The sequence below is a fragment of the Anoxybacillus sp. ST4 genome, from assembly GCF_019448545.1.
In the GTDB taxonomy this organism is placed as follows: domain Bacteria; phylum Bacillota; class Bacilli; order Bacillales; family Anoxybacillaceae; genus Anoxybacillus; species Anoxybacillus pushchinoensis.
The window spans coordinates 14,217-36,647 of the sequence record NZ_JAHZOE010000014.1 but is presented as its reverse complement, the minus strand read 5'-3'; the positions used below and the strand labels follow the sequence as shown (position 1 = coordinate 36,647).

The following is a 22,431-nucleotide window of genomic DNA, read 5'->3' as shown; positions in this document are numbered from 1 at the left end:
CGCCTAAAATTAAAACATTAAGGAGGAAGATCGATCATGACTAAAGAACAAATCATTGAAGCGGTTAAAAATATGACTGTTTTAGAATTAAATGACTTAGTAAAAGCAATTGAAGAAGAGTTTGGTGTAACTGCTGCTGCTCCTGTAGTAGTTGCTGGCGGTGCTGCTACTGGTGCTGCTGCTGAAGAAAAAACTGAATTCGACGTAATCCTTGCGGATGGCGGCGCGCAAAAAATTAAAGTTATTAAAGTTGTGCGCGAACTTACTGGTCTTGGCTTAAAAGAAGCAAAAGACTTAGTAGACAACACTCCAAAGCCAGTTAAAGAAGGCGTTTCTAAAGAAGAAGCTGAAGAAATTAAAGCGAAACTTGAAGAAGCTGGCGCGAAAGTTGAAATTAAGTAATGATGTGAGGAAGCTCGCTCGTAGTAGCGAGCTTCTTTGTGTTTTCATGTTCATTCGTTTACAATGAAAGAAAGAGAGGTGAGTGTGATGGTTGATCATTACTATACGGAGCGACCAAATGTAGAGAGCAAACCGTTTCAATGGACGTATATGCTACGCGGGCATCAATTTTTATTTACAGTCGATCAAGGGGTGTTTTCGAAAAAAGAAGTGGATTTTGGTTCGCGGTTATTAATTGAGACGTTTGTTGAACCAACTGTGCCGGGAAATATTCTTGATGTCGGATGTGGGTATGGGCCAATCGGTTTAGCGCTTGCGAAAGATTTCCCACACCGAATGGTAGATATGATCGATGTGAACGAACGAGCGATTGAGTTGGCAGAGAAGAACAAGCGGCAAAACAAAATTGAAAACGCGCGAATTTACATAAGTAATTTATTTGAACGAGTTGAAGGACAGTTTGCAGCGATTGTTACAAACCCACCGATTCGCGCTGGCAAGGCGGTTGTCCATGCTATTTTTGAGCAAAGTGCAAACTATCTTCTTTCCAAGGGAGAGCTTTGGGTTGTTATTCAAAAAAAACAAGGAGCTCCATCTGCATTAGAGAAGTTAAACATGATTTTTGCTCAAGTTGATGTTGTTGAAAAGAAAAAAGGTTACTTTATTATTCGGGCACAAAAAGCTTGACGCCTAAATATCTGTATGATACCATTATAAAATGCTAAATGTGTATTTTTTTTAGTTTACGTATGCTGTGTGTGCATGTATAATTTTAGTTTTAAAGGAAAAACTTATAAAATATATAATAGGTCAAACATGTGGTTTTCTTATAAGAAACCATTTCTTTTTTGTCTTACGACAAGTTATTAATGTTTGATTTGAGGGGTGAATCAGTTGACAGGTCAACTAGTTCAATACGGACGACACCGCCAACGAAGAAGTTATGCGCGCATTAGTGAGGTGTTGGAACTACCGAACTTAATTGAAATTCAAACTTCTTCCTACCAGTGGTTTCTCGACGAAGGATTGCGTGAAATGTTTCAAGATATTTCACCGATCGAAGATTTTACAGGAAATTTGTCACTAGAATTTATTGATTACAGCTTAGGAGAGCCGAAGTACTCTGTTGAAGAGTCGAAAGAACGCGACGTTACATACGCGGCACCGCTTCGGGTCAAAGTGCGCCTCATCAACAAAGAAACAGGCGAAGTAAAGGAACAAGATGTATTTATGGGAGACTTCCCGTTAATGACAGAAACGGGAACATTTATCATTAACGGTGCCGAGCGCGTTATCGTTTCACAGCTTGTTCGTTCACCGAGCGTGTACTACAGCGGCAAGGTGGATAAAAACGGAAAACGTGGGTTTACGGCCACTGTTATTCCGAACCGCGGCGCATGGTTAGAATACGAAACGGACGCAAAAGACGTTGTTTACGTTCGTATCGACCGTACGCGTAAGTTGCCTGTAACTGTATTGTTGCGAGCGCTAGGTTTTGGCTCAGACCAAGAGATTGTCGATTTGCTTGGTGATAATGAGTATATTCGTAACACGTTAGAAAAAGACAATACAGAGAGCACAGAAAAAGCATTGCTTGAAATTTATGAACGGTTACGTCCTGGGGAGCCGCCTACCGTTGAAAATGCAAAAAGCTTGTTAATCTCTCGTTTCTTTGATCCGAAACGATATGATTTGGCAAGTGTAGGTCGTTATAAAATCAACAAAAAGCTTCATATTAAAAACCGTTTATTTGGTCAGCGTTTGGCGGAAACGCTCGTTCATCCAGAAACGGGTGAGGTAATCGCAGAAAAAGGGACTGTTCTTGATCGTAGAACGCTCGACCGCATTTTACCTGAGCTTGAAAAAGGGATTGGTATGCGAAAATACCAACCGCTCGGGGGCGTTGTCGAAGATGAATTTGCTTTGCAAGCGATCAAAATTTACGCCCCAAATGATCCAGATGGCGAAAAAGTCATCACGGTCATTAGCAACGGATACATTCCGGAAACGGTAAAACACATTACCCCTGCGGATATTATTGCATCCATTAGCTACTTCTTTAACTTATTGCATGGGGTCGGTGATACGGACGATATCGACCATTTAGGAAACCGTCGACTTCGTTCTGTTGGCGAGTTGTTGCAAAATCAGTTCCGAATTGGTCTTTCGCGCATGGAGCGCGTCGTTCGCGAACGGATGTCCATTCAAGATACTAACACAATTACACCACAGCAACTCATTAACATTCGTCCGGTAATTGCGGCGATTAAAGAGTTTTTTGGAAGCTCGCAATTATCACAATTCATGGATCAAACGAACCCGCTTGCAGAGCTGACACATAAACGTCGTCTGTCTGCGCTTGGTCCAGGTGGTTTAACGCGTGAACGTGCTGGTTTTGAAGTGCGTGACGTTCACTATTCGCACTACGGGCGCATGTGTCCAATTGAAACGCCGGAAGGCCCAAACATCGGATTGATCAACTCGCTTTCGACATATGCGAAAGTTAATAAATTTGGCTTTATTGAAACGCCTTACCGTCGCGTTGATCCTGAAACAGGAAAAGTAACGGATCAAATTGACTATTTAACAGCAGATGAGGAAGATAATTACGTCGTTGCCCAAGCGAACGTTCCAATTGCGGAAGATGGAACGTTTTTAGAGGAAAACGTCGTTGCTCGCTTCCGTGGTGAAAATATTGTTGTTAAGCGCGATCGCGTTGACTATGTGGACGTTTCACCAAAACAAGTTGTGTCAGTTGCGACTGCATGCATTCCATTCTTAGAAAACGATGACTCGAACCGCGCGCTCATGGGTGCGAACATGCAACGTCAAGCTGTTCCACTTATGCAGCCTGAAGCGCCAATTGTCGGTACAGGAATGGAATATGTCGCAGCGAAAGATTCCGGAGCGGCAGTTATTTGTAAGCATCGCGGGATTGTTGAGCGAGTCGAGGCGAAAGAAATTTGGGTACGCCGTTTAATCGAAGTCGATGGAAAAGAAGTCAAAGGTGACCTAGATAAATATCGTCTGTTGAAGTTTGTTCGTTCAAACCAAGGAACGTGCTACAATCAACGCCCGATCGTTAAAGCAGGGGATATCGTTGAGAAGGGTGAAATTTTGGCGGACGGTCCATCGATGGAAAAAGGTGAATTAGCGCTTGGACGCAACGTGCTTGTTGCGTTTATGACATGGGACGGGTACAACTACGAAGACGCGATTATTATGAGCGAGCGCCTTGTTAAAGATGATGTATATACGTCCATTCATATCGAGGAATACGAATCTGAAGCGCGCGATACGAAGCTCGGTCCAGAGGAAATTACGCGCGATATTCCAAACGTCGGTGAAGACGCGCTCCGCAATCTAGATGAGCGCGGGATTGTACGCATCGGTGCGGAAGTAAAAGATGGCGACTTGCTCGTTGGAAAAGTAACACCAAAAGGGGTTACGGAATTAACAGCTGAAGAACGATTACTTCATGCGATTTTCGGTGAGAAGGCACGTGAAGTTCGAGATACTTCTTTACGCGTACCGCACGGTGGAGGCGGAATTGTTCTTGATGTCAAAGTGTTTACGCGCGAAGATGGCGATGAGTTGCCGCCAGGTGTAAACCAGCTTGTTCGTGTGTATATTGTACAAAAACGGAAAATTTCTGAAGGTGACAAAATGGCAGGTCGCCACGGAAATAAAGGTGTTATTTCGCGCATTTTACCTGAAGAAGACATGCCGTTTTTACCAGATGGTACACCAGTTGATATCATGTTAAACCCGCTAGGCGTACCTTCGCGTATGAATATTGGGCAAGTGCTCGAGTTGCATCTCGGAATGGCGGCGAGAAAGCTAGGCCTTCATGTCGCTTCACCTGTATTTGACGGTGCTCGCGAAGAAGATGTATGGGCAACGTTAGAAGAGGCAGGAATGGCGCGCGATGCCAAAACAGTTTTATATGACGGACGCACAGGAGAACCGTTTGATAATCGCGTTTCTGTCGGTATCATGTATATGATTAAGCTCGCGCACATGGTTGACGATAAGTTACATGCTCGCTCGACAGGTCCATATTCACTTGTTACGCAACAACCGCTCGGCGGAAAAGCGCAATTTGGTGGTCAGCGTTTCGGTGAGATGGAAGTATGGGCGCTTGAAGCATACGGTGCTGCTTACACGTTGCAAGAAATTTTAACTGTCAAATCAGACGACGTGGTTGGTCGTGTCAAAACGTACGAAGCGATCGTGAAAGGCGAAAACGTTCCAGAACCAGGCGTTCCTGAATCTTTCAAAGTATTAATTAAAGAGCTACAAAGCTTAGGTATGGACGTAACAGTGTTATCAAGCGATGAAAAAGAAATTAGCATGGAAAACTTCGGGGAAGATGATGACGTTCAACCAGTTGACATCATCCCACCTACAGATGAGTCAGCCAAAGAAGATGAAGGTGTTGTTGTAAAAGAATAGCGTTTGGACATAAGGGTAAAACCTGGATATTAAAAGGGAGGTAGGCCCCTTGTTAGATGTAAATAAGTTTGAATATATGAAGATCGGACTCGCTTCACCCGAGAAAATTCGTTCTTGGTCGTATGGTGAAGTTAAAAAACCAGAAACGATTAACTATCGAACATTAAAACCAGAAAAAGATGGTCTGTTTTGCGAACGCATTTTTGGTCCGACAAAAGACTGGGAATGTCATTGCGGAAAATATAAGCGCGTTCGTTATAAAGGTGTCGTTTGTGACCGATGCGGTGTTGAAGTCACACGTGCAAAAGTTCGCCGTGAGCGCATGGGTCATATTGAACTAGCAGCCCCTGTTTCACATATTTGGTACTTTAAAGGAATTCCTAGCCGCATGGGACTTGTCTTAGACATGTCCCCTCGTGCGCTAGAAGAAGTCATTTACTTTGCATCTTACGTCGTGACGGATCCAGGCGATACGCCATTAGAAAAGAAGCAATTGCTTTCTGAGAAAGAGTATCGTGCATATCGCGAGAAGTACGGAAATTCATTCCAAGCTTCAATGGGTGCAGAGGCGATTAAAAAGCTTCTGCAAGACATTGATCTTGAAAAAGAAGTAGAAACGTTAAAGGAAGAATTAAAGACAGCGCAAGGGCAGCGTCGTGCTCGCACGATTAAACGTCTTGAAGTGCTAGAAGCTTTTCGTAACTCTGGCAACGACCCATCGTGGATGGTATTAGATGTGCTTCCGGTCATCCCACCGGAGTTGCGCCCGATGGTACAGTTAGATGGGGGACGTTTTGCGACATCTGACTTAAATGACTTATATCGTCGAGTCATTAACCGAAACAACCGTTTAAAACGTCTATTAGACCTTGGAGCGCCGAACATTATTGTGCAAAACGAAAAACGAATGCTTCAAGAAGCGGTTGATGCGTTAATTGATAACGGTCGTCGTGGCCGCCCGGTCACAGGACCAGGAAACCGTCCGCTTAAATCGCTTTCTCATATGTTAAAAGGAAAGCAAGGTCGCTTCCGTCAAAACTTGCTCGGTAAGCGCGTTGACTATTCTGGCCGTTCGGTAATCGTTGTCGGTCCAAACTTAAAAATGTATCAATGTGGCTTGCCAAAAGAAATGGCGCTTGAATTGTTTAAGCCGTTTGTTATGAAAGAATTAGTGGAACGCGGCTTAGCGCACAACATTAAAAGTGCGAAGCGGAAAATTGAGCGCGTTCATCCAGAAGTTTGGGATGTTTTAGAGTCTGTCATTAAAGAACACCCTGTGCTATTAAACCGTGCACCAACGCTTCACCGTCTTGGAATTCAAGCGTTTGAGCCGACGCTTGTAGAAGGTCGTGCAATCCGCCTGCATCCACTTGTATGTACTGCCTATAACGCAGACTTTGACGGCGACCAGATGGCCGTACACGTACCGCTTTCGGCGGAGGCACAAGCTGAGGCACGTCTACTTATGCTTGCGGCGCAAAATATTTTAAACCCGAAAGACGGAAAGCCAGTTGTTACTCCTTCACAAGACATGGTTTTAGGAAACTACTACTTAACGATGGAGCGTGAAGGGGCAGTCGGCGAAGGAATGGTGTTTAAAGATACTGATGAGGCGTTGCTAGCATATCATAACGGTTATGTTCATTTGCATACACGCATCGCTGTTCATGCAGGTTCGCTTAAAAACGAAACGTTTACAGAAGAGCAAAATAATAAGTTGCTTGTAACGACTGTCGGGAAGTTAATCTTCAATGAAATTTTGCCGAAGTCATTCCCGTATATTAATGAACCGACGCAAGAAAACATTGAAGAACGAACACCAGATAAATATTTCCTTGATAAAGGTGTGAACGTAAAAGAAGAAATTCGCAAACGAGAACTTGTTCCGCCTTTTAAGAAGAAAATTCTTGGTAACATCATTGCGGAAGTATTTAAACGTTTCAAAATTACAGAAACGTCTAAAATGCTTGACCGTATGAAAGATCTTGGCTTTAAATACTCAACAAAAGCAGGTATCACAATCGGTGTAGCTGACATTGTTGTCTTGCCAGAAAAACAGGAAATTTTAGAAGAAGCGCAAGCGAAAGTTGATACGGTATTAAAACAATTTAGACGCGGTTTAATTACGGATGAAGAGCGTTATGAACGTGTCATTTCGATTTGGAGTGCGGCAAAAGATAAAATTCAAGGGCGCTTAATGGAGTCGCTTGATAAGCGAAATCCAATTTTCATGATGAGTGACTCGGGAGCCCGCGGTAACGCATCGAACTTTACGCAGCTTGCAGGTATGCGCGGATTAATGGCGAACCCAGCAGGACGCATTATCGAACTTCCGATTAAATCTTCGTTCCGTGAAGGATTAACGGTACTTGAGTACTTTATTTCGACTCACGGAGCGCGTAAAGGTCTTGCTGATACAGCGTTAAAAACAGCTGACTCCGGTTATTTAACACGTCGTCTCGTTGACGTTGCACAAGACGTCATCATTCGTGAAGACGATTGCGGTACAGACCGTGGTACGTTAATTCGTGCGTTAAAAGACGGCACAGAAGTGATTGTAAAGCTTGAAGAGCGTCTCGTTGGACGTTACGCACGCAAGACGGTGAAACATCCGAAAACAGGCGAAGTGCTTGTGCATGAAAACGAAATGATTACAGAAGATATCGCAAATGCTATTGTAAAAGCTGGCATTGAAGAAGTGTGGATTCGTTCGGCATTTACATGTAACACACGTCATGGTGTATGTAAAAAATGTTACGGACGAAACTTGGCAACTGGTGCGGAAGTGGAAGTTGGTGAAGCGGTTGGTATTATCGCGGCACAATCGATCGGTGAGCCGGGTACACAGCTGACAATGCGTACGTTCCATACAGGTGGGGTAGCAGGAGACGATATTACACAAGGTTTACCGCGCGTACAAGAATTGTTTGAGGCGCGTAATCCGAAAGGGCAAGCGGTCATTTCAGAAATTGATGGCGTTGTTGTGGCTATTAATGAAACGCGCGATCGTCAACGTGAGCTCGTCATTCAAGGCGAAGTCGAGACACGTACGTATACAGCCCCTTATAGCGCACGCCTCAAAGTACAAGAAGGACAGAAAGTTGAACGCGGTCAAGAACTAACAGAAGGTTCGATCGACCCGAAAGAACTATTGAGAGTCAAAGATATGAATGCTGTTCAAGAGTACTTGTTGCGTGAAGTGCAAAAAGTATACCGCATGCAAGGGGTAGAAATTAGCGATAAACATATCGAAGTTATGGTTCGCCAAATGCTTCGAAAAGTTCGCGTCATTGACGCAGGCGATACGGACTTATTACCTGGAACGTTGCTTGATATCCATCAATTTACGGATGCAAATGCGAAAGTGTTGATGGAAGGGAAACGTCCAGCAACAGCTCGTCCAGTATTACTCGGAATTACAAAAGCGTCGCTTGAAACAGACTCGTTCTTGTCTGCGGCATCATTCCAAGAAACGACACGCGTCTTAACAGATGCAGCGATCAAAGGAAAACGCGACGAGTTGCTTGGATTAAAAGAGAATGTCATTATTGGTAAACTTGTTCCAGCAGGAACGGGAATGGCACGCTATCGCAAAGTAAAACCGGTTATTAAAACGAGTAAAGATGAAGATGTTGTCACAACGAAATAATGATCAACCTATTGCTAGCGTCGTTTGCTAGCAATAGGTTGAAAAAATATAGTTGACAGAGCTCTTAGAAAGTGATAGCATAATAAAGGTGTTCCGAAACCTGTCACTTTGGAGGATATGTTACATGTCTTATGAAAAAGTCGCACAGGCTAAGCAAATTATTGTAGGAACAAAACAAACAGTGCGAGCTCTAAAAGATGGAAAGGTATGTGAAGTTGTAATCGCTGAAGATGCGGATGAAACGATCATCCGAAAAGTCGTAGAAGCGGCAAATGAGGCTCATGTGCCTGTATGTAAAGTCGACTCGATGAAAAAGCTTGGAAAGGCATGCAAAATCGATGTAGGGGCAGCGGCTGTTGCGATCATTCGTTAAAAACTGTTTTTGTGGGTTTACTACAAAAACTTTGTTTTTGCATAAAAATGAGCCACCTGGATGTGTGGGCTTGAATTTAATTGTGAAGGGAGGAAATTTACCATGCCTACAATCAACCAGCTTGTACGCAAAGGTCGTACAAAAAAGGTAGTGAAATCTAAATCACCTGCGTTAAATAAAGGGTATAACAGCTTCAAAAAAGTTCAAACAACTGTTTACTCTCCGCAAAAACGTGGAGTATGTACACGTGTAGGTACAATGACACCGAAGAAGCCAAACTCCGCGCTTCGTAAATATGCCCGTGTACGTTTATCTAACGGTATCGAGGTAACTGCTTACATCCCGGGTATCGGTCATAACTTACAAGAACACAGCGTTGTATTAATTCGCGGTGGACGTGTAAAAGACTTGCCAGGGGTACGTTACCATATCGTTCGTGGTGCGTTAGATACAGCAGGTGTAGCGAACCGTATGCAAGGTCGTTCAAAATACGGTGCGAAAAAGCCAAAAGCAGCTAAGAAATAACATTAATCATTTCTCGATGATTTTTACTGAAAGGAGGAAAAACTATGCCACGTAAAGGTCCGGTTCCTAAACGAGATGTGTTACCAGATCCAATTTACAATTCAAAGTTAGTTACACGTTTAATCAATAAAATTATGATTGACGGTAAAAGAGGTAAAGCGCAAAAAATTCTTTACACAGCGTTCGATATCATTCGTGAGCGCACAGGTAAAGATCCGATGGAAGTGTTTGAGCAAGCGTTGAAAAACGTTATGCCAGTTCTTGAAGTTCGCGCACGCCGTGTAGGTGGTGCAAACTATCAAGTTCCTGTTGAGGTGCGTCCTGAACGCCGCACAACATTAGGTCTCCGCTGGCTTGTTAACTACGCTCGTCTTCGCGGGGAAAAAACGATGGAAGAGCGCTTAGCGAACGAAATTATGGATGCTGCGAACAACACAGGTGCAGCTGTGAAGAAGCGCGAAGATACGCACAAAATGGCAGAAGCAAACAAAGCGTTTGCTCACTATCGTTGGTAATTTTTCTTTTAAATTAAGAATAGGTGAGAGCGATGCGGTTGAAACTAAAAAAGCATGCCCATCGCTCATTCGCCTATATTCCTATACGCAAATTAAATTACGATACTTCATTTAAGGAAGGAGAAAAAATCCATATGGCAAGACAGTTCTCCTTAGAAAACACTCGCAATATTGGAATTATGGCCCACATTGACGCCGGTAAAACAACAACGACAGAGCGTATCCTTTTCTACACAGGACGCGTTCATAAAATCGGGGAAGTTCATGAGGGCGCAGCGACGATGGACTGGATGGAGCAAGAACAAGAACGCGGTATTACAATTACGTCCGCAGCAACAACAGCTCAATGGAAAGGCCATCGTATTAACATCATCGATACACCTGGACACGTCGACTTCACAGTAGAAGTTGAGCGTTCGTTGCGTGTATTAGACGGTGCGGTAGCTGTACTAGACGCACAATCAGGCGTAGAGCCGCAAACAGAGACAGTATGGCGCCAGGCGACTACATACGGTGTTCCACGTATCGTTTTCGTTAACAAAATGGACAAGATCGGCGCGGACTTCTTATATTCTGTTAAAACGCTTCACGAGCGCTTGCAAGCGAATGCGCACCCTGTTCAACTGCCGATCGGTGCAGAAGACCAGTTCACAGGTATTATCGACCTCGTTGAAATGTGCGCATACCATTATCACGATGAATTAGGTAAAAATATCGAGCGCATCGAGATTCCTGAAGACTATCGTGATATGGCAGAAGAATATCGCGGAAAGTTAATCGAAGCGGTTGCAGAGCTTGATGAAGAGTTAATGATGAGATATTTAGAAGGGGAAGAAATTACGAAAGAAGAATTAAAAGCTGCAATTCGTAAAGCGACAGTTTCTGTCCAATTCTTCCCTGTGTTCTGTGGTTCCGCGTTCAAAAACAAAGGTGTTCAATTGATGCTTGACGGCGTAGTTGACTACTTACCGTCTCCAGTTGACATTCCTGCGATCAAAGGAACTGTTCCTGATACAGAAGAGGAAACAGTTCGTGAAGCGCGTGATGACGCTCCATTTGCGGCGTTAGCGTTCAAAATTATGACAGACCCTTACGTTGGTAAGTTGACGTTCTTCCGCGTATACTCTGGAACATTAAACTCCGGTTCATACGTGTTGAACTCAACAAAACGTAAGCGTGAACGTATCGGTCGTATTCTACAAATGCACGCAAATCACCGCGAAGAAATTGCGCAAGTGTACGCAGGTGACATTGCGGCAGCTGTAGGTTTAAAAGATACAACAACTGGTGATACGCTGTGTGATGAAAAAGACCCAGTAATTTTGGAGTCTATGCAATTCCCAGAGCCAGTTATTCAAATTGCGATCGAACCGAAGTCAAAGGCTGACCAAGATAAGATGAGCACAGCGTTACAAAAACTTCAAGAAGAAGACCCTACATTCCGTGCTTGGACAGATCAAGAAACAGGTCAAACAATCATCGCGGGTATGGGTGAGCTTCACCTTGATATCATCGTTGACCGTATGCGCCGTGAGTTCAAGGTAGAAGCAAACGTTGGTGCTCCACAAGTTGCGTACCGCGAAACATTCCGTAAATCGGCACAGGTTGAAGGGAAATTTGTGCGTCAGTCTGGTGGTCGCGGTCAGTACGGTCACGTTTGGATCGAGTTCTCGCCAAACGAAGAAGGAAAAGGCTTCGAATTCGAAAACGCGATCGTTGGTGGGGTTGTTCCGAGAGAATACATTCCTGCCATCCAAGCAGGTCTTGAAGATGCAATGCAAAATGGTGTTCTTGCAGGATATCCAGTTGTCGACATTAAAGCGAAATTGTTCGACGGTTCTTACCACGATGTTGACTCAAGTGAAATGGCGTTCAAGATCGCTGCTTCTATGGCATTGAAAAACGCAGCGTCAAAATGTGACCCTGTATTGCTTGAGCCAATCATGAAAGTAGAAGTCATCGTTCCTGAAGAATATTTAGGTGACATTATGGGTGACATCACTTCCCGTCGTGGTCGCGTCGAAGGTATGGAAGCTCGCGGTAATGCACAAGTTGTGCGCGCGATGGTTCCACTTTCTGAAATGTTTGGATACGCAACTTCATTGCGTTCAAATACACAAGGTCGCGGAACGTTCACGATGGTATTTGACCATTATGAAGAAGTTCCGAAGAGCATTGCTGAGGAAATCATCAAAAAAAATAAAGGTGAATAATTGATTTTCTAGCATTGTTCAAGTATAAATACTTATGTAAGACTTGGAAGTGGACGTGCCTGTGCACTTTCGCTTCCAAGCATTCTATACTTAATAAAAAACATTAAGGAGGATATTATAATGGCTAAAGCAAAATTCGAACGTACGAAGCCACACGTCAACATTGGTACAATCGGCCACGTTGACCATGGTAAAACAACTTTAACAGCTGCAATCACAACAGTTCTTGCGAAACAAGGTAAAGCAGAAGCGCGCGCGTATGATCAAATCGACGCTGCTCCAGAAGAGCGCGAGCGCGGAATTACAATCTCAACTGCACACGTTGAGTATGAAACTGACAACCGTCACTATGCACACGTTGACTGCCCAGGTCACGCTGACTACGTGAAAAACATGATCACAGGTGCAGCACAAATGGACGGCGCGATCCTAGTTGTATCTGCTGCTGACGGTCCAATGCCACAAACTCGTGAGCACATTCTTCTTTCTCGCCAAGTAGGCGTACCTTACATCGTTGTATTCTTAAACAAATGCGACATGGTAGACGACGAAGAGCTTTTAGAGCTTGTTGAAATGGAAGTTCGCGATCTATTATCTGAATATGACTTCCCTGGAGACGAAGTTCCTGTAATTAAAGGTTCTGCGTTAAAAGCTCTTGAAGGAGATCCTGCTTGGGAAGAAAAAATCATCGAGCTTATGAACGCTGTTGATGAGTACATCCCAACTCCACAACGCGAAATCGACAAACCATTCATGATGCCAGTTGAGGACGTATTCTCAATCACTGGTCGTGGTACAGTTGCTACAGGTCGCGTTGAGCGCGGTATCTTAAAAGTTGGTGACCAAGTAGAAATCATCGGTCTTTCTGAAGAGCCAAAAGCAACAACTGTTACAGGTGTTGAAATGTTCCGTAAGCTTCTTGACCAAGCTGAAGCTGGTGACAACATCGGTGCGCTTCTTCGCGGTGTTTCTCGTGACGAAGTACAACGCGGTCAAGTATTAGCGAAGCCAGGAACAATCACTCCACACACAAAATTTAAAGCGCAAGTTTACGTATTAACAAAAGAAGAAGGTGGACGCCATACTCCATTCTTCTCTAACTACCGTCCACAATTCTACTTCCGTACAACGGATGTAACAGGTATCATCCAACTTCCAGAAGGCGTTGAGATGGTTATGCCTGGCGACAACATTGAAATGACAGTAGAATTAATCGCGCCAATCGCGATCGAAGAAGGTACAAAATTCTCGATCCGCGAAGGTGGACGTACAGTAGGTGCAGGTTCTGTATCTGAAATCATCGAGTAATGAATGAAAGTGGTCTAGCGATAAGCTAGACCACTTATTTTTTGTTCCATTGAAAATCAGTTGTGAAATATGTATAATGGGAAAGGCAGTTTGTTGAGAAAAGAAATAAAAAGCTTGCATTGGCCATGAAATTTATATATAATAATAAACGTTGGTCTTTGACTGCGATGAAGTGGAAGGTTGCTGACACACCCGGCCGCTTTGCCATGGCGAGTGTGAAGGAAATTTCCATGGAGAATGTCTATTTTAAAAATAGGCGAAGAAGGAGGGAAAATAATGGCAAAAGAAAAAATTCGTATTCGTTTAAAAGCGTATGATCATCGAATTCTTGATCAATCTGCTGAGAAAATTGTGGAAACTGCAAAGCGTTCAGGCGCAAGTGTATCTGGACCGATCCCGTTACCAACTGAGAAAACGGTGTACACGATCTTACGTGCGGTTCATAAATACAAAGATTCTCGTGAACAATTCGAAATGCGCACACATAAACGCTTAATTGACATCGTCAACCCGACGCCACAAACAGTAGATTCTTTAATGCGTTTAGACTTACCGTCTGGTGTCGATATTGAAATCAAGTTGTAATTGTGATATAGGAGGTGTGAAAGATGAAAGGAATCTTAGGAAGAAAAATCGGCATGACTCAAGTGTTCGCTGAAAACGGAGATCTTATTCCTGTAACAGTTGTTCAAGCCACTCCAAACGTAGTTCTTCAAAAGAAAACGATCGAAAACGACGGTTACGAAGCGATTCAATTAGGTTTTGAAGACTTACGTGAAAAGTTAGCGAACAAACCGCAAAAAGGTCATGCTGCAAAGGCGAACACCACACCTAAGCGCTTCATTCGTGAAATTCGTGGTGTAAATCTTGCGGAATATGAAGTAGGTCAAGAGGTAAAAGTTGATATTTTCAACGAAGGTGAAATCGTTGATGTAACAGGTACGTCGAAAGGTAAAGGTTTCCAAGGTGTAATTAAACGTCATGGACAATCTCGTGGACCGATGGCTCACGGTTCCCGTTATCATCGTCGTCCTGGTTCAATGGGTCCGATCGCTCCAAACCGTGTATTCAAATCTAAAGAGCTTCCAGGCCGCATGGGTGGCGAGCGTGTAACAGTACAAAACTTAAAAGTTGTAAAAGTGGATCCAGAACGCAACTTAATCTTAATTAAAGGAAACGTACCAGGTCCGAACAAAGGGCTAGTTATTATTAAAAGCGCGGTTAAAGCGAAATAATTTTTTTAAGAAAGGAGGAATTACCCAATGCCAAAAGTAGCATTGTATAACCAAAACGGAGAAAACATCGGTGAAATTGAATTAAACGATGCCGTATTTGGTGTAGAACCGAACAAACATGTGTTATTTGAAGCGGTAATTATGCAACGTGCTTCCTTGCGTCAAGGAACTCATAAAACAAAAAATCGTGCAGAAGTGAGCGGCGGTGGTCGTAAACCATGGCGCCAAAAAGGTACTGGACGCGCTCGCCAAGGATCGATTCGTTCTCCACAATGGCGTGGCGGTGGTATTGTATTTGGTCCAGTTCCACGCAGCTACAGCTACAAACTTCCTAAAAAAGTTCGTCGCTTAGCCATTAAATCAGCTTTATCTTCAAAGGTGCTTGAAAACAACATCGTTGTGTTAGATAACCTAGCGCTTGAAGCACCAAAAACAAAAGAAATGGTTAAAATTTTAAACAATCTTTCCGTTGATCGCAAAGCGTTAATTGTAACAGCTGATGCAAACGAGAACGTGATCCTTTCAGCTCGTAACATCCCAGGAGTGACAGTTGTAACAGCGAGCGGCATCAACGTTCTTGATGTACTCAACCACGACAAGCTTGTCATTACGAAAGCTGCTGTGGAAAAAGTAGAGGAGGTGCTTGCATAATGAAAGATCCTCGCGATATTATTAAGCGCCCCGTCATTACTGAACGTTCAACAGAGTTGATGACTGAGAAAAAATATACGTTCGAAGTTGATGTGAAAGCGAACAAAACAGAAGTAAAAGACGCAATTGAGGCGATCTTCGGCGTAAAAGTAGCGAAGGTCAACATTATGAACTATAAAGGAAAGTTCAAACGCGTCGGTCGTTATAGCGGATTAACAAATCGTCGCCGCAAAGCGATTGTAACATTAACGCCAGACAGCAAAGAGATCGAACTATTTGAAGTATAAGTTTAAAAGTGAAGGAGGGAAACGGACATGGCGATTAAAAAATATAAGCCAACGTCTAACGGTCGTCGTGGTATGACGGTTTTAGACTTCTCTGAGCTTACAACAGATAAGCCGGAAAAATCGTTGCTTGCGCCTTTAAAGAAAAAAGGCGGTCGTAACAACCAAGGTAAACTGACTGTTCGTCACCAAGGTGGCGGTCATAAACGTCAATACCGTATTATTGACTTCAAACGCGATAAAGATGGCATTCCAGGACGCGTTGCTACAATCGAATACGATCCAAACCGTTCTGCGAACATCGCGTTAATTCATTACGCAGATGGTGAAAAGCGTTACATTATCGCTCCGAAAAACTTAGAAGTTGGCATGGAAATCATGTCAGGTCCAGATGCGGATATTAAAGTAGGTAATGCATTACCTTTAGCAAACATTCCAGTTGGTACAGTAATTCACAACATTGAGTTGAAACCTGGTAAAGGTGGACAATTAGTGCGTGCTGCAGGTACATCTGCGCAAGTGTTAGGTAAAGAAGGTAAATATGTACTTGTTCGTTTATCTTCAGGTGAAGTTCGTATGATTTTAGCAACTTGCCGCGCGACAGTCGGTCAAGTTGGTAACGAACAACATGAGCTTGTGAACATCGGTAAAGCTGGACGTGCTCGTTGGTTAGGTATTCGTCCGACAGTTCGCGGTTCTGTTATGAACCCTGTTGATCACCCACATGGTGGTGGTGAAGGTAAAGCACCGATCGGACGTAAGTCTCCAATGACTCCATGGGGTAAACCAACGCTTGGATTCAAAACACGCAAAAAGAAAAACAAATCCGACAAATTTATTGTACGTCGTCGTAAAAAATAACGGGGTTGAGCTACGGTTCAAAAGAACCGTAGAGCAATCACGAAAGGAGGTTCACTTATGGGTCGCAGCTTGAAAAAAGGTCCTTTTTGTGATGATCATTTAATGAAAAAAATTGAGAAATTGAACGAAACTGGACAAAAACAAGTGATCAAAACATGGTCTCGTCGTTCAACTATTTTCCCACAATTCATCGGTCATACGATCGCTGTTTACGATGGTCGTAAACACGTTCCGGTTTACATCACAGAGGACATGGTTGGTCATAAGCTCGGTGAATTTGCGCCAACGCGCACATATAAAGGCCATGCTGCTGATGATAAGAAAACAAGACGTTAATATGAGAGGAGGCTTTCATTATGCAAGCTAAAGCTGTTGCTAGAACGGTTCGAATTGCTCCTCGTAAAGCTCGCTTAGTCATTGACTTAATTCGAGGAAAGCAAGTAGGTGAAGCAGTTGCCATTCTTCGTCATACGCCAAAAGCTGCTTCTCCAATTATCGAGAAAGTATTAAAATCTGCAGTGGCAAATGCAGAACATAACTATGACATGGACGTTAACAAGCTTGTTGTTACAGAAGCTTATGTGAACGAAGGACCAACATTGAAACGTTTCCGTCCTCGTGCACAAGGTCGTGCGAGCGCAATTAACAAACGCACAAGCCATATCACGATCGTTGTTTCAGAAAAGAAGGAGGGATAATCAGTGGGTCAAAAGGTGAATCCAATCGGTCTTCGCATTGGTATTATCCGTGATTGGGAATCAAGATGGTACGCTGAAAAAGATTATGCGGACCTTTTACACGAAGATCTTAAAATTCGTGAATACCTTACAAAGCGTTTAAGCGATGCAGCTGTTTCTCGCATTGAGATCGAGCGTGCGGCAAACCGTGTGAACATCACTATCCACACAGCGAAACCAGGAATGGTTATCGGTAAAGGTGGATCTGAAGTTGAAGCGCTTCGCAAAGCGTTGAACGAACTAACTGGCAAACGCGTTCATATCAACATTGTTGAAATTAAAAAGCCAGATTTAGAAGCGAAACTTGTTGCAGAAAACATCGCGCGTCAAATTGAAAATCGCGTATCTTTCCGTCGTGCGCAAAAACAAGCGATCCAACGCACAATGCGCGCAGGTGCAAAAGGAATTAAAACGATGGTATCTGGTCGTCTAGGTGGAGCAGATATCGCTCGCTCAGAACATTACAGTGAAGGAACAGTTCCACTTCATACTCTTCGCGCTGACATTGATTACGCAACGGCAGAAGCGGACACAACATACGGAAAAATCGGCGTGAAAGTATGGATTTATCGTGGAGAAGTCCTTCCTACGAAAAAGAAAACTGAGGAAGGAGGAAATTAATCATGTTAATGCCAAAACGCGTAAAATATCGTCGTGAACATCGCGGTCGTATGAAAGGTCGCGCAAAAGGCGGTACGGAAGTACATTTTGGTGAATACGGTTTACAAGCGTTAGAACCAGCATGGATTACAAACCGTCAAATCGAGGCTGCTCGTCGTGCGATGACTCGTTACATGAGACGTGGCGGTAAAGTATGGATTAAAATTTTCCCTTCAAAGCCATACACAGCAAAACCACTTGAAGTGCGCATGGGTTCCGGTAAAGGTGCTCCAGAAGGTTGGGTAGCTGTTGTTAAACCTGGTAAAGTCATGTTTGAAATCGCTGGGGTTTCTGAAGAAGTAGCACGTGAAGCGTTACGTCTTGCTTCTCATAAACTTCCAATCAAATGTAAATTCGTAAAACGTGAAGAAATTGGTGGTGAATCAAATGAAAGCTAAAGAAATTCGTGAACTTACCACTGCCGAGATTGAACAAAAAATTAAAGCGTTGAAAGAAGAGTTATTCAACCTTCGCTTCCAATTGGCAACAGGTCAATTAGAGAATACAGCTCGTATTCGTGAAGTACGCAAAGCGATTGCGCGTATGAAAACTGTTATTCGCGAAAGAGAGATCGCTGCTAACAAATAATTGATATCGAGAGGAGGTTCGCACAATGAGTGAACGCAACAATCGTAAAGTTCTCGTTGGCCGTGTTGTTTCTGACAAAATGGATAAAACAATCACGGTTCTTGTAGAAACTTATAAAAAGCATCCTCTTTACGGCAAACGCGTAAAGTATTCAAAGAAATATAAAGCGCATGACGAAAACAACGTGGCAAAAGTGGGCGACATCGTAAAAATTATGGAAACACGTCCTCTTTCTGCAACAAAACGTTTCCGTCTTGTTGAAGTGGTTGAAAAAGCTGTAATCGTTTAATGAATATGTTCGGTATGATGGATACAAATCCGAAAGGAGGTTTCGTCAATGATTCAACAAGAAACTCGTATGAAAGTTGCTGATAACTCTGGTGCACGTGAAGTGCTTGTTATTAAAGTGCTAGGTGGTTCTGGTCGTCGTTATGCGAACGTGGGCGACATCGTTGTAGCGACTGTTAAAGATGCAACACCAGGTGGCGTTGTTAAAAAAGGTCAAGTTGTTAAAGCGGTTGTCGTTCGTACGAAACGTGGCGTGCGCCGTACAGATGGTTCTTACATCCGCTTTGATGAAAATGCTTGCGTAATCATTCGTGATGACAAGAGCCCACGCGGCACACGTATTTTCGGACCAGTTGCTCGCGAATTGCGTGAAAAAGACTTTATGAAAATCGTTTCTTTAGCTCCAGAAGTGATTTAATGAAAAGGAAAAGCCTTTTAAGGAGGTGCGATTCAGATGCATGTAAAAAAAGGTGATAAAGTACAAGTAATCTCTGGTAAAGATAAAGGCAAACAAGGCGTTATCCTCGCTGCGTTTCCAAAGAAAAACCGAGTGCTTGTTGAAGGTGTGAACATCGTGAAAAAACACGTAAAACCTTCTCAAGCAAATCCACAAGGCGGCATCATCAGCCAAGAGGCGCCAATCCACGTATCAAACGTAATGCCTCTTGATCCAAAAACAGGATTACCAACTCGTGTTGGATATAAAGTGGTTGACGGTAAAAAAGTTCGCTACGCGAAACGTTCTGGTGAAATTTTAGACAAATAATGAAGTGATTGAGGAAGGGAGGTACTCAAATGAACCGCCTTAAAGAAAAGTATTTGAAAGAAGTTGTTCCTGCTCTTATGAGCAAGTTTAACTATAAATCTGTGATGCAAGTTCCAAAAATCGAAAAAATCGTCATCAACATGGGTGTTGGTGATGCGGTACAAAACGCGAAAGCGTTAGATAACGCTGTAGAAGAACTCGCATTAATTTCTGGTCAAAAACCAGTTGTTACACGCGCGAAAAAATCAATCGCAGGTTTCCGTCTTCGTGAAGGAATGCCAATCGGTGCGAAAGTAACTCTTCGCGGTGAGCGTATGTACGAGTTTTTCGATAAGCTCGTTTCCGTTTCTTTACCGCGTGTGCGCGACTTCCGTGGCGTTTCTAAAAAATCGTTTGACGGACGCGGAAACTACACGTTAGGTGTAAAAGAGCAATTAATTTTCCCAGAAATTGATTACGATAAAGTAAACAAAGTTCGTGGTATGGACATCGTGATCGTTACAACTGCGAAAACAGACGAGGAAGCTCGTGAATTACTTGCATTGCTCGGTATGCCATTCCAAAAATAATCATTCCCATTCGTAAAAAGAGGGAGGCGAAAACGTGGCTAAAAAATCAATGATCGCGAAACAAAAACGCACACCAAAGTTTAAAGTGCAAGCGTACACTCGTTGTGAGCGTTGTGGACGTCCACACTCTGTATATCGCAAATTTAAACTTTGCCGTATTTGTTTCCGTGAATTAGCGTATAAAGGTCAAATTCCTGGTGTGAAAAAAGCAAGCTGGTAATAAACCCATGAGTTGGGAAGGAGGTAAAACATAATGGTGATGACAGATCCAATTGCAGATATGCTTACTCGCATTCGTAATGCGAACATGGTGCGTCACGAGAAACTTGAAGTTCCTGCTTCAAAAATTAAAAGAGAAATCGCTGAAATTTTAAAGCGTGAAGGTTTCATTCGTGATGTCGAATACATTGAAGATAACAAACAAGGTATTCTTCGTATTTTCTTAAAGTACGGTCCAAACAATGAACGCGTAATTACAGGTCTTAAACGCATTAGCAAACCTGGTTTGCGCGTATATGCAAAAGCGGACGAAGTTCCACGCGTATTGAACGGATTAGGAATTGCAATTCTTTCAACATCTCAAGGTATTTTAACTGACAAAGAAGCACGTCAAAAACGCACTGGCGGCGAAGTGTTAGCATACATTTGGTAATTATTTTGTAACGAATGGAGGTGTAATACATGTCACGTGTTGGTAAAAAACCATTGGAAATTCCAGCTGGTGTTACAGTTACATTAAACGGTAACACAGTTACTGTAAAAGGTCCGAAAGGTGAACTTACTCGTACGTTCCATCCAGATATGGTCATTAAATTAGAAGGTAACGTTTTAACAGTTGAGCGTCCAAGTGATGAGAAACATCATCGCGCGCTTCACGGAACGACTCGTAGCTTACTTGCAAACATGGTTGAAGGTGTTTCAAAAGGTTATGAGCGCGGCCTTGAGCTTGTCGGTGTCGGTTATCGTGCGACAAAACAAGGGAAAAAGCTCGTGTTAAGCGTAGGATACTCTCATCCTGTTGAAATTGAGCCTGAAGAAGGACTTGAAATCGAAGTTCCTTCACAAACAAAAATTATTGTTAAAGGTGCGGACAAACAACGCGTTGGTGAATTAGCAGCAAACATTCGTGCCGTTCGTTCACCAGAGCCTTACAAAGGAAAAGGTATTCGTTACGAAGGTGAAGTTGTACGTCGTAAAGAAGGTAAAACTGGTAAGAAATAATGCTGCTTAGGTAAATGAAAGGAGTGACACGAATGATCACTAAGCTTGATAAAAATGCAGTTCGCAAAAAAAGACACGCTCGTGTTCGTCGTAAAGTAGTAGGAACTGCGGAACGTCCACGCTTAAATGTGTTCCGTTCAAACAAACACATTTATGCGCAAATCATTGACGATATGAAAGCTGTGACGCTTGTTAGCGCGTCAACATTAGATAAAGATTTCGATTTAGAATCAACGGGCAATGTTGAAGCAGCTCAAAAAGTGGGCGAATTAATTGCTAAACGTGCACTTGAAAAAGGAATTACATCGGTTGTATTCGACCGTGGTGGATATTTATATCATGGACGTGTTAAAGCACTTGCAGACGCTGCTCGTGAAGCTGGATTACAATTCTAATTAAGAAGGAGGGACAGAGATGCGTCGCATTGATCCAAATAAACTTGAACTAGAAGAACGCGTTGTTGCCGTTAACCGCGTAGCTAAAGTTGTAAAAGGTGGACGTCGTTTCCGTTTCGCTGCGTTAGTCGTTGTTGGTGACAAAAACGGTCATGTCGGCTTCGGAACTGGAAAAGCTCAAGAAGTTCCGGATGCAATTCGTAAAGCAATTGAAGATGCGAAGAAAAACTTAATTACTGTACCGATCGTTGGTACAACGATTCCACATGAAGTAATCGGACATTTCGGAGCAGGTGAAATTATTTTAAAACCAGCATCTGAAGGTACAGGAGTTATCGCCGGTGGTCCTGCACGTGCGGTATTAGAGTTAGCAGGCATTAGCGATATTTTATCGAAGTCAATCGGTTCCAACACACCAATCAACATGGTGCGCGCAACAATCGACGGTTTGAAGCAATTAAAACGTGCTGAAGATGTTGCAAAATTGCGCGGCAAAACAGTTGAGGAACTGTTAGGATAAGGGAGGGAAAAATGATGGCGAAAAAATTAGCAATTACCCTCACTCGCAGCGTAATCGGTCGTCCGCAAGACCAACGCGTGACGGTTAAAACATTAGGTTTACGAAAATTGCATCAAACAGTTGTTCATAACGACAATCCAGCCATTCGTGGAATGATCAATAAAGTTTCTCACCTTGTAACAGTAAAAGAATTAGAAGAATAAGGAGGTGCCTAGG

General features: G+C 43.1%; 29 protein-coding genes. All 29 read left to right on the top strand.

All coding sequences use genetic code 11. From position 1 onward, the window contains the following. The first annotated feature begins 36 nt into the window (after positions 1-36). The 29 genes from rplL to rpmD all read left to right on the top strand — a co-directional run bounded on the left by rplL (position 37) and on the right by rpmD (position 22,418). A complete protein-coding gene (rplL, locus tag K1I44_RS09985; RefSeq protein ID WP_219986056.1) occupies positions 37-402 on the top strand; it encodes a 50S ribosomal protein L7/L12 in 366 nt (121 codons plus the stop codon). Positions 403-489: 87 nt separating this feature from the next. Continuing rightward, positions 490-1,089: a class I SAM-dependent methyltransferase gene (locus K1I44_RS09980; protein WP_003397648.1), complete on the top strand. Its 600-nt coding sequence runs from the start codon at positions 490-492 to the stop codon at positions 1,087-1,089. A gap of 207 nt (positions 1,090-1,296) precedes the next feature. Next, the gene (gene rpoB / locus K1I44_RS09975) at positions 1,297-4,857 is read left to right on the top strand and encodes a DNA-directed RNA polymerase subunit beta (protein WP_219986055.1); all 3,561 of its coding nucleotides are present in this window, start codon (positions 1,297-1,299) and stop codon (positions 4,855-4,857) included. A gap of 49 nt (positions 4,858-4,906) precedes the next feature. Beyond that, on the top strand, positions 4,907-8,506 hold the full coding sequence (gene rpoC / locus K1I44_RS09970; RefSeq protein WP_219986054.1) for a DNA-directed RNA polymerase subunit beta': 3,600 nt from the start codon (positions 4,907-4,909) through the stop codon (positions 8,504-8,506). 124 nt (positions 8,507-8,630) lie between these two features. After that, positions 8,631-8,879: a 50S ribosomal protein L7ae-like protein gene (locus K1I44_RS09965; RefSeq protein WP_219986053.1), complete on the top strand. Its 249-nt coding sequence runs from the start codon at positions 8,631-8,633 to the stop codon at positions 8,877-8,879. 102 nt (positions 8,880-8,981) lie between these two features. Next, positions 8,982-9,404, top strand: coding sequence for a 30S ribosomal protein S12 (rpsL, locus tag K1I44_RS09960; RefSeq protein ID WP_003397652.1), 423 nt, complete (start codon positions 8,982-8,984; stop codon positions 9,402-9,404). Between the two features lie 44 nt (positions 9,405-9,448). Then, the gene (rpsG, locus tag K1I44_RS09955; RefSeq protein ID WP_003397653.1) at positions 9,449-9,919 is read left to right on the top strand and encodes a 30S ribosomal protein S7; all 471 of its coding nucleotides are present in this window, start codon (positions 9,449-9,451) and stop codon (positions 9,917-9,919) included. Between the two features lie 134 nt (positions 9,920-10,053). After that, positions 10,054-12,132, top strand: a complete 2,079-nt coding sequence (fusA, locus tag K1I44_RS09950; RefSeq protein WP_219986052.1) for an elongation factor G — start codon at positions 10,054-10,056, stop codon at positions 12,130-12,132. Between the two features lie 120 nt (positions 12,133-12,252). Next, positions 12,253-13,440, top strand: a complete 1,188-nt coding sequence (gene tuf / locus K1I44_RS09945) for an elongation factor Tu (protein ID WP_021095336.1) — start codon at positions 12,253-12,255, stop codon at positions 13,438-13,440. Between the two features lie 276 nt (positions 13,441-13,716). Next, on the top strand, positions 13,717-14,025 hold the full coding sequence (gene rpsJ / locus K1I44_RS09940) for a 30S ribosomal protein S10 (protein WP_003397656.1): 309 nt from the start codon (positions 13,717-13,719) through the stop codon (positions 14,023-14,025). A 23-nt stretch (positions 14,026-14,048) separates the two neighbouring features. Further along, positions 14,049-14,675 (top strand): 50S ribosomal protein L3, encoded by a 627-nt coding sequence (rplC, locus tag K1I44_RS09935; protein ID WP_003397657.1) that lies wholly within the window; start codon positions 14,049-14,051, stop codon positions 14,673-14,675. Between the two features lie 27 nt (positions 14,676-14,702). Then, complete coding sequence (gene rplD / locus K1I44_RS09930) at positions 14,703-15,326, top strand: 50S ribosomal protein L4 (RefSeq protein WP_219986051.1); 624 nt, start codon at positions 14,703-14,705, stop codon at positions 15,324-15,326. Next, positions 15,326-15,613: a 50S ribosomal protein L23 gene (rplW, locus tag K1I44_RS09925; RefSeq protein WP_003397660.1), complete on the top strand. Its 288-nt coding sequence runs from the start codon at positions 15,326-15,328 to the stop codon at positions 15,611-15,613. The genes rplD and rplW overlap by 1 nt, the downstream gene beginning before the upstream one ends. A gap of 27 nt (positions 15,614-15,640) precedes the next feature. Continuing rightward, positions 15,641-16,471 carry a 50S ribosomal protein L2 gene (rplB, locus tag K1I44_RS09920; protein WP_003397662.1) on the top strand — a complete coding sequence of 277 codons (831 nt, stop codon included), beginning with the start codon at positions 15,641-15,643 and terminating at the stop codon, positions 16,469-16,471. A 57-nt stretch (positions 16,472-16,528) separates the two neighbouring features. After that, entirely contained in the window at positions 16,529-16,807 is a 279-nt protein-coding gene (gene rpsS / locus K1I44_RS09915) for a 30S ribosomal protein S19 (protein ID WP_003397663.1), read from the top strand. Positions 16,808-16,827: 20 nt separating this feature from the next. Next, complete coding sequence (gene rplV / locus K1I44_RS09910; RefSeq protein WP_003397665.1) at positions 16,828-17,169, top strand: 50S ribosomal protein L22; 342 nt, start codon at positions 16,828-16,830, stop codon at positions 17,167-17,169. Positions 17,170-17,172: 3 nt separating this feature from the next. Beyond that, positions 17,173-17,829, top strand: coding sequence for a 30S ribosomal protein S3 (gene rpsC, locus K1I44_RS09905; RefSeq protein ID WP_003397666.1), 657 nt, complete (start codon positions 17,173-17,175; stop codon positions 17,827-17,829). 2 nt (positions 17,830-17,831) lie between these two features. Then, positions 17,832-18,266 (top strand): 50S ribosomal protein L16, encoded by a 435-nt coding sequence (rplP, locus tag K1I44_RS09900; RefSeq protein ID WP_003397670.1) that lies wholly within the window; start codon positions 17,832-17,834, stop codon positions 18,264-18,266. After that, entirely contained in the window at positions 18,256-18,456 is a 201-nt protein-coding gene (gene rpmC, locus K1I44_RS09895; protein ID WP_003397671.1) for a 50S ribosomal protein L29, read from the top strand. The genes rplP and rpmC overlap by 11 nt, the downstream gene beginning before the upstream one ends. Positions 18,457-18,481: 25 nt before the next feature. Continuing rightward, positions 18,482-18,745, top strand: coding sequence for a 30S ribosomal protein S17 (gene rpsQ / locus K1I44_RS09890; protein ID WP_003397674.1), 264 nt, complete (start codon positions 18,482-18,484; stop codon positions 18,743-18,745). Positions 18,746-18,793: 48 nt separating this feature from the next. After that, positions 18,794-19,162: a 50S ribosomal protein L14 gene (gene rplN, locus K1I44_RS09885; RefSeq protein WP_003397675.1), complete on the top strand. Its 369-nt coding sequence runs from the start codon at positions 18,794-18,796 to the stop codon at positions 19,160-19,162. Between the two features lie 36 nt (positions 19,163-19,198). Then, a complete protein-coding gene (gene rplX, locus K1I44_RS09880; protein WP_003397676.1) occupies positions 19,199-19,510 on the top strand; it encodes a 50S ribosomal protein L24 in 312 nt (103 codons plus the stop codon). Positions 19,511-19,539: 29 nt separating this feature from the next. After that, positions 19,540-20,079: a 50S ribosomal protein L5 gene (gene rplE / locus K1I44_RS09875; protein ID WP_003397677.1), complete on the top strand. Its 540-nt coding sequence runs from the start codon at positions 19,540-19,542 to the stop codon at positions 20,077-20,079. A 34-nt stretch (positions 20,080-20,113) separates the two neighbouring features. After that, the gene (gene rpsN / locus K1I44_RS09870) at positions 20,114-20,299 is read left to right on the top strand and encodes a 30S ribosomal protein S14 (protein WP_003397678.1); all 186 of its coding nucleotides are present in this window, start codon (positions 20,114-20,116) and stop codon (positions 20,297-20,299) included. Between the two features lie 33 nt (positions 20,300-20,332). Further along, entirely contained in the window at positions 20,333-20,731 is a 399-nt protein-coding gene (gene rpsH / locus K1I44_RS09865; RefSeq protein WP_003397680.1) for a 30S ribosomal protein S8, read from the top strand. Between the two features lie 29 nt (positions 20,732-20,760). Then, positions 20,761-21,300: a 50S ribosomal protein L6 gene (gene rplF / locus K1I44_RS09860; RefSeq protein ID WP_003397681.1), complete on the top strand. Its 540-nt coding sequence runs from the start codon at positions 20,761-20,763 to the stop codon at positions 21,298-21,300. Positions 21,301-21,332: 32 nt separating this feature from the next. Further along, a complete protein-coding gene (gene rplR / locus K1I44_RS09855) occupies positions 21,333-21,695 on the top strand; it encodes a 50S ribosomal protein L18 (protein ID WP_003397682.1) in 363 nt (120 codons plus the stop codon). Positions 21,696-21,714: 19 nt separating this feature from the next. Next, a complete protein-coding gene (gene rpsE, locus K1I44_RS09850) occupies positions 21,715-22,215 on the top strand; it encodes a 30S ribosomal protein S5 (protein WP_003397684.1) in 501 nt (166 codons plus the stop codon). Between the two features lie 14 nt (positions 22,216-22,229). Further along, positions 22,230-22,418, top strand: a complete 189-nt coding sequence (gene rpmD / locus K1I44_RS09845) for a 50S ribosomal protein L30 (RefSeq protein ID WP_003397685.1) — start codon at positions 22,230-22,232, stop codon at positions 22,416-22,418. Positions 22,419-22,431 lie beyond the last annotated feature (13 nt).